At 67.8% G+C, this 12388-nt stretch carries 16 protein-coding genes; 11 read left to right on the forward strand and 5 right to left on the reverse strand.

The features are described from left to right. Nucleotides 1-20: 20 nt before the first annotated feature. Genes hisA through hisB form a run of 4 tightly spaced genes read right to left on the reverse strand, consistent with a single transcriptional unit; the run spans nucleotide 21 to nucleotide 2484 of the window. On the reverse strand, nucleotides 21-758 hold the full coding sequence (gene hisA / locus BLM15_RS21260) for a 1-(5-phosphoribosyl)-5-[(5-phosphoribosylamino)methylideneamino]imidazole-4-carboxamide isomerase (RefSeq protein WP_126114627.1): 738 nt from the start codon (nucleotides 756-758) through the stop codon (nucleotides 21-23). Further along, on the reverse strand, nucleotides 746-1402 hold the full coding sequence (gene hisH, locus BLM15_RS21265; protein ID WP_126114628.1) for an imidazole glycerol phosphate synthase subunit HisH: 657 nt from the start codon (nucleotides 1400-1402) through the stop codon (nucleotides 746-748). The genes hisA and hisH overlap by 13 nt, the downstream gene beginning before the upstream one ends. Next, nucleotides 1399-1884 (reverse strand): DUF2628 domain-containing protein, encoded by a 486-nt coding sequence (locus BLM15_RS21270; protein WP_126114629.1) that lies wholly within the window; start codon nucleotides 1882-1884, stop codon nucleotides 1399-1401. Before BLM15_RS21270 ends, hisH begins: the two co-directional genes overlap by 4 nt. Nucleotides 1885-1896: 12 nt before the next feature. Then, on the reverse strand, nucleotides 1897-2484 hold the full coding sequence (hisB, locus tag BLM15_RS21275; RefSeq protein WP_126114630.1) for an imidazoleglycerol-phosphate dehydratase HisB: 588 nt from the start codon (nucleotides 2482-2484) through the stop codon (nucleotides 1897-1899). A gap of 141 nt (nucleotides 2485-2625) precedes the next feature. Here hisB and BLM15_RS21280 point away from each other — a divergent pair, with 141 nt between their 5' ends. Then, the gene (locus BLM15_RS21280; RefSeq protein WP_126114631.1) at nucleotides 2626-3396 is read left to right on the forward strand and encodes an isocitrate lyase/PEP mutase family protein; all 771 of its coding nucleotides are present in this window, start codon (nucleotides 2626-2628) and stop codon (nucleotides 3394-3396) included. Here BLM15_RS21280 and BLM15_RS21285 read toward each other — a convergent pair. Further along, nucleotides 3310-3837 carry a hypothetical protein gene (locus BLM15_RS21285; RefSeq protein WP_206438551.1) on the reverse strand — a complete coding sequence of 176 codons (528 nt, stop codon included), beginning with the start codon at nucleotides 3835-3837 and terminating at the stop codon, nucleotides 3310-3312. The two genes, BLM15_RS21280 and BLM15_RS21285, sit on opposite strands and share 87 nt — an antisense overlap. A gap of 41 nt (nucleotides 3838-3878) precedes the next feature. Between BLM15_RS21285 and hslV the strand changes: the two genes are divergently transcribed. From hslV to BLM15_RS21335, 10 genes are all read left to right on the forward strand, one after another. Beyond that, the gene (gene hslV / locus BLM15_RS21290; protein ID WP_126114632.1) at nucleotides 3879-4448 is read left to right on the forward strand and encodes an ATP-dependent protease subunit HslV; all 570 of its coding nucleotides are present in this window, start codon (nucleotides 3879-3881) and stop codon (nucleotides 4446-4448) included. Then, nucleotides 4445-4945, forward strand: a complete 501-nt coding sequence (locus BLM15_RS21295; protein WP_126114633.1) for a GNAT family N-acetyltransferase — start codon at nucleotides 4445-4447, stop codon at nucleotides 4943-4945. The genes hslV and BLM15_RS21295 overlap by 4 nt, the downstream gene beginning before the upstream one ends. Further along, nucleotides 4945-6252 carry an ATP-dependent protease ATPase subunit HslU gene (gene hslU, locus BLM15_RS21300; protein WP_126114634.1) on the forward strand — a complete coding sequence of 436 codons (1308 nt, stop codon included), beginning with the start codon at nucleotides 4945-4947 and terminating at the stop codon, nucleotides 6250-6252. Before BLM15_RS21295 ends, hslU begins: the two co-directional genes overlap by 1 nt. After that, on the forward strand, nucleotides 6249-7853 hold the full coding sequence (gene murJ / locus BLM15_RS21305; RefSeq protein ID WP_126114635.1) for a murein biosynthesis integral membrane protein MurJ: 1605 nt from the start codon (nucleotides 6249-6251) through the stop codon (nucleotides 7851-7853). Before hslU ends, murJ begins: the two co-directional genes overlap by 4 nt. Nucleotides 7854-7905: 52 nt before the next feature. Beyond that, nucleotides 7906-8967 carry a tryptophan--tRNA ligase gene (trpS, locus tag BLM15_RS21310; protein ID WP_126114636.1) on the forward strand — a complete coding sequence of 354 codons (1062 nt, stop codon included), beginning with the start codon at nucleotides 7906-7908 and terminating at the stop codon, nucleotides 8965-8967. A gap of 86 nt (nucleotides 8968-9053) precedes the next feature. Beyond that, nucleotides 9054-9548 carry a universal stress protein gene (locus BLM15_RS21315; RefSeq protein ID WP_110491809.1) on the forward strand — a complete coding sequence of 165 codons (495 nt, stop codon included), beginning with the start codon at nucleotides 9054-9056 and terminating at the stop codon, nucleotides 9546-9548. Between the two features lie 91 nt (nucleotides 9549-9639). Then, nucleotides 9640-10206, forward strand: coding sequence for a NifU family protein (locus tag BLM15_RS21320; RefSeq protein WP_126114637.1), 567 nt, complete (start codon nucleotides 9640-9642; stop codon nucleotides 10204-10206). Nucleotides 10207-10295: 89 nt separating this feature from the next. Next, complete coding sequence (gene tsaB / locus BLM15_RS21325) at nucleotides 10296-10979, forward strand: tRNA (adenosine(37)-N6)-threonylcarbamoyltransferase complex dimerization subunit type 1 TsaB (protein ID WP_126114638.1); 684 nt, start codon at nucleotides 10296-10298, stop codon at nucleotides 10977-10979. Between the two features lie 6 nt (nucleotides 10980-10985). Beyond that, nucleotides 10986-11483: a GNAT family N-acetyltransferase gene (locus tag BLM15_RS21330; protein WP_126114639.1), complete on the forward strand. Its 498-nt coding sequence runs from the start codon at nucleotides 10986-10988 to the stop codon at nucleotides 11481-11483. Nucleotides 11484-11579: 96 nt separating this feature from the next. Beyond that, complete coding sequence (locus tag BLM15_RS21335; protein ID WP_126114640.1) at nucleotides 11580-12377, forward strand: lysophospholipid acyltransferase family protein; 798 nt, start codon at nucleotides 11580-11582, stop codon at nucleotides 12375-12377. Nucleotides 12378-12388 lie beyond the last annotated feature (11 nt).

A 12388-nucleotide genomic window follows, 5' to 3' on the forward strand; every position in this document is an offset into this window, starting at 1 on the left:
ATGCTGCTGGCGGCCTTCGCTCAGGCCGCCGCGACCCGCGCCAACGCCGCTGCCGGGTCGATGCGGCCGTCATAGAGGGCGCGGCCGGTGATCGCGCCTTCGAGGATCGCCGCATCGGGCGCGCAGAGCCGCTCGATATCGGCCATGGAGGCGAGGCCGCCGGAGGCGATCACCGGGATCGAGAGCGCATGCGCCAAGCCGATCGTGCCGTCCCAGTTGATGCCTTGGAGCATGCCGTCGCGGGCGATGTCGGTGTAGACGATCGCGGCAACGCCGGCGTCCTCGAAGCGCCGACCGAGATCGTCCGCCGCCAGCGCCGAGGTCTCAGCCCAGCCTTCCACGGCGACGAAGCCGTCGCGCGCGTCGATGCCGACCGCGACCTTGCCCGGAAAGGCCCTGGCCGCCGCGCGCACGAAGCCGGGATCGCGCACCGCCGCCGTGCCGATGATGACGCGGGCGACGCCCTTGGCGAGCCAGCCCTCGACCGTCCTGATGTCGCGGATGCCGCCGCCGAGCTGCACCGGGAAATCAACGCGCTTGAGGATCGCCTCGACAGCGGTCGCATTCATCGGCTTGCCGGCGAAGGCGCCGTCGAGATCGACGACATGCAGCCACTGGAAGCCTTGCGCCTCGAAGGTCGCGGCCTGGGCGGCGGGATCGTCGTTGAAGATCGTGGCCTGACCCATATCGCCCTGCTTCAGCCGGACGCACTGGCCTTCCTTGAGGTCGATGGCGGGAAAGAGGATCACGGCGCCCATCTCAGGAAATTGCCGATCAGCTTGAGGCCGAGCCTCTGACTCTTCTCCGGGTGGAACTGCGTGCCGGCGATGTTGCCCTTTGCCACGATCGCGGTGACCGGGCCGCCGTAATCGGTCAGCGCCAGAACCTCCTGCGGGTTCTCGGCTATCAATGCATAGGAGTGCACGAAATAGGCGTGCCAGCCGGACGGGCCGGTCTCGATGCCGGCGAGCAGCGGGTGCTCGTCCTGCGGATGCAGCGTGTTCCAGCCCATATGCGGGATCTTCAGGGCATCGTCCTGCGGCCGGATCAGTGCGACGTCGCCGGCGATCCAGCCGAGGCCCTGCGTGGTGACGTATTCGAGCCCGCGGCTCGCCATCAATTGCATGCCGACGCAGATGCCGAGGAAGGGCCGGCCTTTGCTCCGAACCGCCTCCTCGAGCGCCTCGACCATGCCGGGGACGGCGTCGAGCCCGCGCCGGCAATCGGCGAAGGCGCCAACGCCGGGCAGGACAATGCGGTCGGCAGCGCGGACCTCGGCCGGATCGCTGGTGACCCGGATGGTTGAGGGGATACCGGATTCAGTGGCGGCGCGCTCGAAGGCCTTGGCGGCCGAGTGCAGATTGCCCGAGCCGTAATCGACGATGGCGACGGTCTGGCTCATCGTCCGTTCGCCTCGGGGAAGAGGCCGATCACCGGCGCGGGGCCGGCTGCGAAGCGGGCCGGAGCTGGCGCGGTCTCGACGACGCGCGGCGGCGCGCCGGCCGGCAGCGCCCGCTCGAAAAAGCGGCGCTCGGCGCTGGAGAGATCTGGCGCCTCGACCACGTCGACCAGCCGCCAGCCCTTACGCAGCAGCTTGCGCGCGATCAGGTTTTGGCCCTCGAGGCCAAGGAAAACCGCAAGGGCGGTATGCGAGAGCATCACCGCGAGAAAGGAAAAGCCCATCTGGCGCTGAAGGTAGATCAACCCAACCCAGACCAGGGCGTAAACAATGAAGGCGAGCCAGAGCCGTTTGAACAGCAGCCAGACGCCGCCGAAGATCAGGGCCGGCCAGGTGAAGCTCTCCGGCAGGAGACGGGCCTGCTCGATCTCCTCGCGCAAGCCTCCCGCATCCGGCGGCGGGATCAGAGCCTGATAGAACGCCATCGCAGCGATCCCCTACAATGCGCCCTTGGTCGAGGGCACGCGGCCGCCCTCGCGCGGATCGACCTCGATCGCCCTGCGCAGCGCCCGCGCCAGGCCCTTGAAGCAGCTCTCGGCGATATGGTGGGCATTGTCGCCATAGAGCGTCTCGACATGCAGCGTGATGCCCGCATTCATGGCGAAAGCCTGGAAGAACTCGCGCACCAGCTCGGTGTCGAAGCTGCCGATCTTCTCGGCCTTGAACTGCGTGCGGAAGACCAGGAAGGGCCGGCCGGAAACGTCGACCGCGACGCGGGTCAGCGTCTCGTCCATCGGCAGGTGGACGTCGGCATAGCGGCGGATGCCCTTCTTGTCGCCGAGCGCCTGCTTCAGGGCCTCGCCGAGCGCGATGCCGGCATCCTCGACCGAGTGATGGTCGTCGATATGGGTGTCGCCCTTCACGGTGACCGTGGTGTCGATCAGCGAATGGCGGGCGAAGAGATCGAGCATATGGTCGAAAAAGCCGACCCCGGTCGAAATCTCGGCCTTGCCCGTGCCGTCGAGCACAAGCTTGACCGCGATATCGGTCTCGTTGGTGCGGCGCTTCACTTCGCCAGAACGCATGATCGTCTCTGTCGCTTGCGGAATTTCGCGTCGCTTTAGCAGGCGACCGGCCGGAAGGCCATGGCGATCGAGGCGGGCCTGCTGACAGAAGGCGACTGCCGGGTCCGCTACGAGCGGCGCGCCAAGGCAAGGAGAGGTTCGATGACACAGGCCGACAAAGCAAGCCAGCTCGCCGCACTTCATGTCAAAGGCCGACCGCTGGTCCTCTACAATGTTTGGGATGCCGGCAGCGCCCGCTCGGCGGCCAAGGCCGGCAGCAAGGCAATCGCCACCGGGAGCTGGTCGATGGCGGCGGCCCATGGCTTCGACGACGGCGAGGCGATCCCGCTCGACCTGATCGAGACGATCGTCGGCCGCATCGCGTCGGTCGTCGCACTGCCGCTTACCGTCGATTTCGAAGGCGGCTACGCGCAAGACCCCGACGGCGTCGCGAAAAATGCCGCACGGATCATCGCCGCCGGCGCGGTCGGTCTGAACTTCGAGGACCAGATCGTCGGGACTGGTGCGCTCTACGCCATCGCCGACCAAGTGCAGCGGATCAAGGCGATCCGGAGCGCGGCGGATGATCTCGGCATCGCCGTGTTCATCAACGCCAGGACGGATCTTTTCCTGCTGGAGGCAGACAAGGCGCGCCATGCAAGCCTCGTCGATGTGGCGATCGAGCGGGCGCAGGCCTATCAGCAGGCGGGCTGCAGCGGCTTCTTCATTCCCGGACTGCTCGACGAGAGCGGCATCGCGACGATCTGCGATGCGCTGACGCTTCCCGTGAACGTGATGGTGATGGGCGACGCGCCCGATCGCGAGGCCCTGACCGGGCTCGGCGTGTCACGGATCAGCTACGGCCCGGGACCGTATCTGGCGGCGCAGGCCCGTTTCGTCGAGCAATGTGCCGCCAGCCTGGCCGGCGCCTGACGGCGGCGGCCCGAAGCGCGCCAAAAACGCCTGCGCCCGCGGCAAGGCGTCGTGGAGGAATTGGCCGGGCTCGCGCAGCCAGAGGCCGTCATAGGTCTTCGATTTCACTTCGCTGATCAGCACGTCTTGCGGCAAGGGCACGAGCGTGCCGTCCCAGCCCGGCCACCAGAGCCGGCCCTTGGTCCAATGATGGGCGACCAAGGCCTCTTCGCAGCGATAGCCGTGAAAATCGAAAGCCGTCTTGCCATTGGTGACGAAGACGTGGTTGCCGGTGAAGCCCTCAGCCGGCCTGATCCAGAGGGCATGGAAACCATGCTCCGGATAGGCCTCCAGGAAGGCGTAGGCGAGGATGTGGCAGGCGCCGCAGGCGAAGAAAACCCGCTCGGAGAGATTCCAGCGTTTGACCGGGTCGCTCTTGATACCGGGCCTCAGCCTGAACATGTTGGCGGTTCCTGACTGCCATTGACCGAGATCGAATCGCGATGTCCGAGACTAACAACGCCCCCGTCATGCACGCGACCACCATCCTGATGGTGCGCAAGGGCGGCCGTGTCGTGATCGGCGGCGACGGCCAGGTCTCGCTCGGCCCGACGATCATGAAGGGCAATGCGAAGAAGGTGCGCCGCCTCGCCAAGGGCGCGGTGATCGCCGGTTTCGCCGGCGCGACCGCCGACGCCTTCACCTTGTTCGAGCGGCTGGAAGCCAAGCTGGAGCAGTTCCCGACGCAGTTGCTGCGCGCCTGCGTCGAACTCGCCAAGGACTGGCGCACCGACCGCTATCTGCGCCGGCTCGAAGCGATGCTGCTCGTCGCCGACAAGGAGGTCTCGCTGCTGATCTCCGGCACCGGCGACGTGCTCGAGCCGGAAGCTTCCGAGCATGGCTCGGTGATGGCGATCGGCTCAGGCGGCAATTACGCGCTCGCCGCGGCCCGCGCTTTGGTCGATGGCGAGGCCGATGCCGAGGCGATCGTGCGCAAGGCGATGAAGATCGCCGGCGACATCTGCGTCTACACCAATCACTCGCTCGTCATCGAGACCCTGGAGAGCGCATGAATTTCGTCGCCGACGGCTATGCCTTCGCGCCCGCGACGCCCGACGATTTCCCGCTGCTGGCGCGCTGGCTCGAACAGGACCATGTCCGACGCTGGTGGGGCGATCCCGACGAGGAGCTCGCCGAGATCGCGCGCATCTTCGGCGACCCCAGCATGGAGGCGCTGATCGTCAGCCATGACGGGCGGCCCTTCGCGCATCAGCAGAGTTGGGATCCCTCGCTTTGGCCGGACTATCCGCTGCAGGATCAGCCGGCGGGCACGCGCGGCATCGACCAGTTCATCGGCGAGCCCGACATGCTCGGCCAGGGCCATGGCACCCGCTTCATCGGCGCCTTCGCCCGGCACCTGCTCGCGGAGGGCGCGCCGCGAGTGGTGATCGACCCCGATCCGGAGAATCTCGCCGCGATCCGCGCCTATGGAAAGGCCGGTTTCATGGCCCTCGATATCCGCGAGACCGGCGACGGTCCCGCGCTGATCATGATCCAGGAACCTGTTTGATGACGTCGTTTTCCCCCCGCGAGATCGTCTCCGAGCTCGACCGCTTCATCGTCGGCCAGAACGACGCCAAGCGCGCCGTCGCGATCGCGCTGCGCAATCGCTGGCGCCGGCAGCAGCTCGAAGGCCCGCTGCGCGAGGAAGTCGCTCCCAAGAACATCCTGATGATCGGGCCGACCGGCTGCGGCAAGACCGAGATCGCCCGCCGCCTCGCCAAGCTGGCGAATGCGCCCTTCCTCAAGGTCGAGGCGACCAAGTTCACCGAGGTCGGCTATGTCGGCCGTGACGTCGAATCGATCGTGCGCGACCTGGTCGAAGTCGCGATCGGGCTGGTGCGCGAGAGCCGGCGCAAGGACGTCCAGGCCAAGGCGCATGTCGCCGCCGAGGAGCGCGTGCTCGACGCGCTGGTCGGACCGACGGCGAGCGCAACCACGCGCGACGCTTTCCGCCGCAAGCTGCGCGCCAACGAACTCGACGACAAGGAGATCGAGATCGAAGTTGCCTCCGGCGGCTCGACCCAGCCGATGTTCGAGGTGCCCGGCATGCCCGGCGCCTCGATCGGCGCGATCAACCTCTCCGACATGTTCGGCAAGGCCTTCGGCCAGAAGGGCAAGCCCCGGCGCGTCCAGGTCAAGGACGCCTATGGCCCGCTGCTCGCCGAGGAGAGCGACAAGCTGATCGACCAGGATGCGATCATCCAGGCGGCGATCCGCGAGGTCGAGAACAGCGGCATCGTCTTCCTCGACGAGATCGACAAGATCTGCGCCCGTGAGGGCCGCGGCGGCGCCGACGTCTCGCGCGAGGGCGTGCAGCGCGACCTCCTGCCGTTGATCGAGGGCACGACGGTCGCGACCAAGCACGGGCCGGTGAAGAGCGACCACATCCTCTTCATCGCGTCCGGCGCCTTCCATGTCTCGAAGCCGTCAGACCTCTTGCCGGAACTGCAGGGTCGCCTGCCGATCCGGGTCGAGCTCTCGCCGCTCGATGTCGAGGACTTCAAGCGCATCCTGACCGAGACCGAGGCCAGCCTGATCAAGCAGTCGGTGGCGATGCTGGCTACCGAGCAGGTCGCGATCGAGTTCACGCCGGACGCGATCGCGGCGATCGCGCGTATCGCGGTCGAGGTCAATTCGAGTGTTGAGAACATCGGCGCGCGCCGGCTCCAGACCGTGATCGAGCGCATCCTCGACGAGATCTCGTTCACCGCGACCGACCGCGGCGGCGAGAGCGTGACGATCGACGCCGCCTATGTCGAGGCGCGGATCGGCGATCTCGCCAGGAATGCCGATCTGAGCCGGTTCATTCTGTGAGCCATCCGGGCGAGGCAGAGATTCCACCCTCCCGCCTCGCCCGCGATTCTTTCATCGTCGGCGCAGCGACGATCCTATCGCGCCTGCTCGGCTTTGCCCGCGACGTGCTGATCGCGCGCCTGCTCGGCGCCGGGCCAGTGGCCGATGCGTTTCTGGCGGCGCTCCGGCTACCGAACCTCGTCCGGCGGGTGCTCGGCGAAGGCGGGCTGAACGCGCCCTTCGTGCCCCTCTACCTCGCGATCAGGGCTGAACGCGGCGAGGAGGCGGCAAAGCGCTTCGCCGGCGCAGCGGCGAGCCAGCTCGGGCTTTTGCTGATCGGCTTCGTCGCCTTGGCGGAGATTTTCGCGCCCTGGGTCGTGCTCGGGCTCGCCGGCGGCTTCGCCGACGAGCCGCAGACGCTGGCGCTCGCCGCCTTCTACATGCGGCTGATGCTGCCCTTCGTGCTGCTGACGACGCTCGCCGCCCTGCTCGCGGCGCTGCTCAATGCCGAAGGGCGTTTCACCGTGGCGGCGCTGGCGCCGGCCTTGATGAACGCGATCCTGCTCGCAGCGCTACTGGTCGAATTATTCCGCGGCAGCGACAGCCATGCCAGCGCGACGCTGCTTGCCGCCTGCCTCAGCCTGGCCGGCCTTGCCCACCTTGTCATGATCCTGCTGCGCTTGCGCGGCATCGGCCTGCCACGCCTCAGCCTGCGCTGGTCGCCGGACATGACACGGCTGGTCAGGACCGGTGGGGCGACGCTGCTCGCCGCTTCCGCCGCCCAGCTCGTCCTGCTGGTCTCGACGCAGATCGCCTCGACCGAGCCCGGCTCCGTCTCGGCCTTGTATTACGCCGACCGCGTCTTCCAGCTGCCGCTCTCCTTCTTCGGTGTCGCCATGGGCACGGTCGTGCTCTCGGCGATGGCAGGCGAAGTATCGCAGGCGGACCACGATGCCTTGCTCGGCCGGGCATTGGCGCTCGGGTTGGCACTGGCGACCCCCGCCGCCGCCGCGCTCATCGTACTGGCCGAGCCGATCGTCTCGGTGCTGTTCGAGAACGGGCAGTTCGGCGTGGCCGATCGCGAGCGCACAGCCGCCGCGCTGGCGGCCTTCGCCTGCGGCCTGCCCTTCGCGCTCGCCGCCAAGGTCTTCGGACAGGTCTATTTCGTGCGCCGGCTGCCGCGTCTGCCGCTGATCGCCGGCTTCGTCGCGGTCGCCGTCACGGCGCTCGCCGGCTATGCCCTGCTCGGCTGGCGCGACGCGGCAATGATCGGCGCTCTAGCGGCGAGTCTCGCCTTCATCGTCCAAGCGGGGCTGCTCGCGACCGATCTCCTGCGAACCGGGCTGTGGCGGCCGCGCTGGGCGGATGTCAAACCCGTCCTCGCCATCCTCTCCGCCGCGGCGCTCATGGTGCTGGCGCTTAATGCCTTGATCGGATTGTTCCTTTCTGCGCTGGACCCCGGCGAGCCGGTATTGCGGCGCGCTTGCGCGCTGACGCTCTTGTGCTGCGCTGGCGCTGCGATTTACGCCCTCGCCGGCTTCCTGCTCGGCGCCTTCGACGCGCTCTTGCCGCCGCGGCTCTTGCGCCTTCGCGGCGCTTCCGTCAGAACGCCGCGTTCCTGAGCGGATCGACCGCCGACTCAAGACTTTTTTCGCCCTGACGACGGAGCGCCCCATGGCCGCTTTCTCTCCCCGCGTCTTCTCCGGCATGCAGCCGACCTCGACGCTCCATCTCGGCAATTATCTCGGCGCGCTGGTCAACTGGGTCGCGATGCAGAAGACCCATGACTGCATCTATTGCGTCGTCGACATGCACGCGATCACGCAGGGCTTCGACGTCTGGGGCGGCCCCGCCGAACTGACCCGCGCCACGCGCGAGGTCGCGGCCGCCTATATCGCCGCCGGCGTCGACCCGAAGAAGAGCATCATCTTCAACCAGAGCCAGGTCGCCGGCCATGCCGAGCTCACCTGGGTATTCAACACGGTCGCGCGCCTCGGCTGGCTCAACCGCATGACCCAGTTCAAGGAAAAGGCCGGTAAGGACCGCGAGAACGCCTCGATCGGGCTCTACGACTATCCCGTGCTGATGGCCGCCGACATCCTGCTCTACAAGGCGACGCATGTCCCGGTCGGCGAGGACCAGAAGCAGCATCTGGAACTCACCCGCGACATCGCCCAGAAGTTCAACAACGACTTCGCCGAGCAGATCGACAACCTCGGGGTCGGCACCGGCGAGCTCGGCTTCTTCCCATTGCCCGAGCCGATGATCCAGGGGCCGGCGCCGCGCGTGATGAGCCTGCGCGACGGCACCAAGAAGATGTCGAAATCGGACCCATCGGACTATTCGCGCATCAACCTGACCGATGATGCCGACATGATCGCCCAGAAGATCCGCAAGGCGAAGACCGACCCCGAAGCGCTGCCTTCCGAGGAGAAGGGGTTGGAGGGCCGGTCCGAGGCCGAAAACCTCGTCGGAATCTATGCCGGTCTCTCTGGCGAGACCAAGACGGAGGTGCTCAGCCAGTTCGGCGGCAGCCAGTTCTCCGGCTTCAAGGCGGCTCTGGTCGAGCTCGCCGTCGCCAAGCTCGCGCCGATCGCTGAGGAGATGCGCGGCCTGCTGGCCGACCCCAGCCATATCGACGGCATTCTCAGCGACGGTGCCGACAGCGCCGCCGAGATCGCCGCGCCGATCATGCGCGACGTCAAGGACATCACCGGCTTCGTGCGCCGGCGCTGATCCGGCAGGCACCGCAGGGAGGCTTGCGCTGACCTTGCGACGCCTGTCACCATGAGACGTCCTGAAACCGGCGGCAGGCGATAGCAATGGTGAAGAGACGGCGGTCCTACGAGACGGGCCATCGCCCGAAATTCCTCGCTGTCGTCGACGACAGTCCCGAATGCGCCAAGGCGGTGCGCTTCGCGGCGCGGCGCTGCGCCCGCTTGGGCGCATCGATCGTGCTGCTTGGCGTGGTGACTCCGCCGCCGGACGAGACCTGGCTCGGAGTCGGCGACATGGTGCAAGCCGACGCTGAAGCCGAAGCGGAGGAATTGATCGACGTGGCAGCCGCCGCCGTGCGCTCGCTGGCCGGGCTGGAGCCCGAAAAAGTCGTGCGTACCGGCATCAAAGCCGACGAAATGGTCAAGCTGATCGAGGCGGACGAGGACATCTCGTTGCTGGTGCTCGCGGCCGGCACCGGCCGCGATGGGCCGGGCCCGCTCGTCAGCGCGCTCGCGGGCAAGGGCGCCGGCAGCTTCCCTATCCCGGTCGCGATCGTGCCCGGCCATCTTGCCGACGAGGAGATCGACGCGCTGGCCTGATGCATGTGCCGCGGCTGGAATGATTCCAGCTGTAGGCCTATATCGGTGTCAGGAACGGCGGCCTTGACCCGCCGGCGCCGGAGACAAAGACATGTTCATCCAGACCGAAGCGACACCGAATCCCGCCACGTTGAAGTTCCTGCCCGGCCGCAGCGTCTCGCCGCAAGGTCCGGTCGAATTGCGCGACCCGGCGCTTGCCGAGCGCTCGCCGCTCGCCACCCGCCTGTTCGGTGTCAAGGGCGTTTCTGCCGTGTTCTTCGGCTCGGACTTCATCACCGTGACCAAGGCCGAGGGCGAATGGCCGCATCTCAAGCCCGCCATCCTCGGCGCGATCATGGAACATTACATGTCGGGCGCGCCGTTGATGAGCGAGGGCGCCCCGATCGACGAACTTGCCGAAAGCGAGGATGAGTTCTTCGCGGATGAGGACGCCGAAACCGTCGAGACCATCAAGGAATTGCTCGAGACCCGCATCCGCCCCGCCGTCGCCGGCGATGGCGGCGACATCACCTTCCGTGGCTTCAAGGACGGCACGGTCTACCTCGTGATGAAGGGCTCGTGCGCAGGCTGTCCCTCCTCGACCGCGACGCTGAAGCACGGCATCCAGAACCTGCTGCGCCATTTCCTGCCGCAGGTGCGCGAGGTCGAGGCGGTTTGACCCCGACCGTTATTGTTTGATTCTTCTCACTCCCCGGTCGCCTCGGCCGGGGAGATGATCGAAGCGCTCCGAAGGCCGGGAAACAGCTCGTGCGCATCCTCGCGATAGATACCGCGCTCGGCGCCTGCTCGGCCTGCGTGCTCGACACCAGCGACCCGTCCCCCCTCGCGATCGAACAGACCGCGATGGAGCGCGGCCATGCCGAGGCGCTGATGCCGATGATCGAGCGCGTGATGGCCAAGGTTGAGGGCGGCTTCCCCTCACTCGACCGCGTCGCCGTCACCATCGGCCCCGGCAGCTATACCGGCCTGCGCGTTGGCATCAGCGCCGCCCGGGCGATCGCGCTCGCCGCCGGCATCCCCGCCGTCGGCATCTCGACACTGGCTGCCAGCGCGGCGCCCTTCATCGGCCGCGAGGGCGGACGCGTCGTTGCCGCTGCGGTCGATGCCAGGCACGGCCAAGTCTGGTTCCAGGCGCTGAACGCGCACGGCAAGCAGCTCGTCTCGATTCGCCAAGTCAACCACCGCGACGCCGCCCGCGCCATCGGCGCAGGTCCGGTCTCGCTGGTCGGCTCGGCCGCGCTCGCCGTCGCCAACGAGGCCTGGGCGATCGGGCTCGACGCGCTGGTCGTCGACGATGCCAAGGCGCCCGACGTGATCTGGGTGGCCCGGCTGGGGTTGATCGCAGATCCCGAGAGCGCGCCGCCGCGCCCACTCTACCTCAAGGCGCCGGAAACGACGCCGCAGGATCGCGCCCGCCTGCCGCGGCGCTAAAAAGCGATGAATTGGCTCCAATCCCTGTTCAGGCGCCGGCCGGCGACGGGTCGGACCGGACCTCTCGACGTCCGCCATGCCAGGCAGGTCGCAGCCCTGCACCATCAGGGCGGCTTCGCGCGGCTCTGGGACCCCAGTGAATGTGCGGCCCTGCTCGCCGACCGGGCGGTCGTGACCGAGGGCGTGTTCATCGGCAGCGCCAGCGAGCCTTGCGGCTTCGTGATGTCGCGGATCGCCGCCGACGAAGCAGAAATCCTCAGCATCGTCGTCGGCGGCGCCAGGCGTCGATCCGGACTTGGGCAGGCGCTGCTCACCGCCCATCTGGCGCAGTTGGCGGCGCGCGGAGCGGCGCGACTCTTCCTCGAGGTCGAGGAGGGCAATGCGCCTGCGATCGCCCTCTATCGTCGGCTCGGCTTCGAGACCGTGGGGCGACGCGAGGGCTATTACCCGATGCCAGACGGCAGCCGCGTCGCGGCGCTGGTGATGCGGCGCGATCTCGGCTGAGCCTCCTCGTGCCGGCGGCATAGACTGCCGTCGGAGGTCCGACTATAGCCGGTGCCGCACTAGCGGGGCGCCAACGCAGAGAATGAACGGCTCAGCATGAAAGGCCTCCGCCCCGGCGCCATGGTTCGGCTCGCGCTGCTCGTCCTCGGCACGCTCGTCCTGATTCCGCCGCAGCTCGTCGCGATGCGCCTCGGGCGGCCGTTCTATTTCACACGGCTGTTCCAGAAACTGGGCTGCCGCTGCTTTGGCGTGCGCATCACCACGCGCGGCGCGGCTCCGCCGGTCGGACAGGGCGGCTTGATCGTGGCCAACCACACTTCCTGGCTCGACATCCCCGTCATCGGCACGACCGGCCCGCTCTCCTTCGTCGCCAAGGCCGAGGTCGCGACCTGGCCGGTAGTCGGCTGGCTCTCGACCCTGCAGCGCACCGTCTTCATCGACCGGATGCGCCGCGGCGCCACCGCCGGCGTCGCCAGCGAGATGGGCCGCCGCCTGCAGGGCGGACAGTCAGTGGTGCTGTTTGCCGAGGGCACGACCGGCGACGGCACGCGCATCCTGCCGCTGCGTTCCTCGCTGCTCGGGGCCGCTCACGAAGCGGTGCGCGAGGCGGACGAGGCCGAGACCACGGTCTATCCGCTGTGCGTCACCTATACCGGCTTTCACGGTCTTCGAGGGGGTCGCGTGGAACGCTCGGCGCTATCCTGGTGTGGCGACACCGAACTCGCGCCGCATTTCCAGGCGATGATCAATTCCGGCGCCATCGATGTCGAACTCACCTGGGGCGAGCCGATCCGCATGGGCCGCAAGCTTTCGCGCAAGGAGGCGACGCGCCTCGCCGAGATCGCGATCCGCCGGGCACGGCAGGAAGCCGTCACCGGCCGGTCACGCGCCTGAGCCAGATTCGT

It is taken from the genome of Bosea sp. Tri-49 (assembly GCF_003952665.1).
In the GTDB taxonomy this organism is placed as follows: Bacteria; Pseudomonadota; Alphaproteobacteria; order Rhizobiales; family Beijerinckiaceae; genus Allobosea.

Bases quoted from the DNA above. Each gene is read 5' to 3' on its own strand.
- BLM15_RS21335 (WP_126114640.1), top strand. From the start codon at position 11,580: ATGAAAGGCCTCCGCCCCGGCGCCATGGTTCGGCTCGCGCTGCTCGTC.
- BLM15_RS21285 (WP_206438551.1), bottom strand. From the start codon at position 3,837: ATGTTCAGGCTGAGGCCCGGTATCAAGAGCGACCCGGTCAAACGCTGG.
- hisA (WP_126114627.1), bottom strand. From the start codon at position 758: ATGGGCGCCGTGATCCTCTTTCCCGCCATCGACCTCAAGGAAGGCCAG.
- hisB (WP_126114630.1), bottom strand. From the start codon at position 2,484: ATGCGTTCTGGCGAAGTGAAGCGCCGCACCAACGAGACCGATATCGCG.
- BLM15_RS21320 (WP_126114637.1), top strand. From the start codon at position 9,640: ATGTTCATCCAGACCGAAGCGACACCGAATCCCGCCACGTTGAAGTTC.
- BLM15_RS21315 (WP_110491809.1), top strand. From the start codon at position 9,054: ATGGTGAAGAGACGGCGGTCCTACGAGACGGGCCATCGCCCGAAATTC.
- trpS (WP_126114636.1), top strand. From the start codon at position 7,906: ATGGCCGCTTTCTCTCCCCGCGTCTTCTCCGGCATGCAGCCGACCTCG.
- BLM15_RS21280 (WP_126114631.1), top strand. From the start codon at position 2,626: ATGACACAGGCCGACAAAGCAAGCCAGCTCGCCGCACTTCATGTCAAA.
- hisH (WP_126114628.1), bottom strand. From the start codon at position 1,402: ATGAGCCAGACCGTCGCCATCGTCGATTACGGCTCGGGCAATCTGCAC.
- BLM15_RS21295 (WP_126114633.1), top strand. From the start codon at position 4,445: ATGAATTTCGTCGCCGACGGCTATGCCTTCGCGCCCGCGACGCCCGAC.
- hslV (WP_126114632.1), top strand. From the start codon at position 3,879: ATGTCCGAGACTAACAACGCCCCCGTCATGCACGCGACCACCATCCTG.
- hslU (WP_126114634.1), top strand. From the start codon at position 4,945: ATGACGTCGTTTTCCCCCCGCGAGATCGTCTCCGAGCTCGACCGCTTC.
- BLM15_RS21270 (WP_126114629.1), bottom strand. From the start codon at position 1,884: ATGGCGTTCTATCAGGCTCTGATCCCGCCGCCGGATGCGGGAGGCTTG.
- BLM15_RS21330 (WP_126114639.1), top strand. From the start codon at position 10,986: ATGAATTGGCTCCAATCCCTGTTCAGGCGCCGGCCGGCGACGGGTCGG.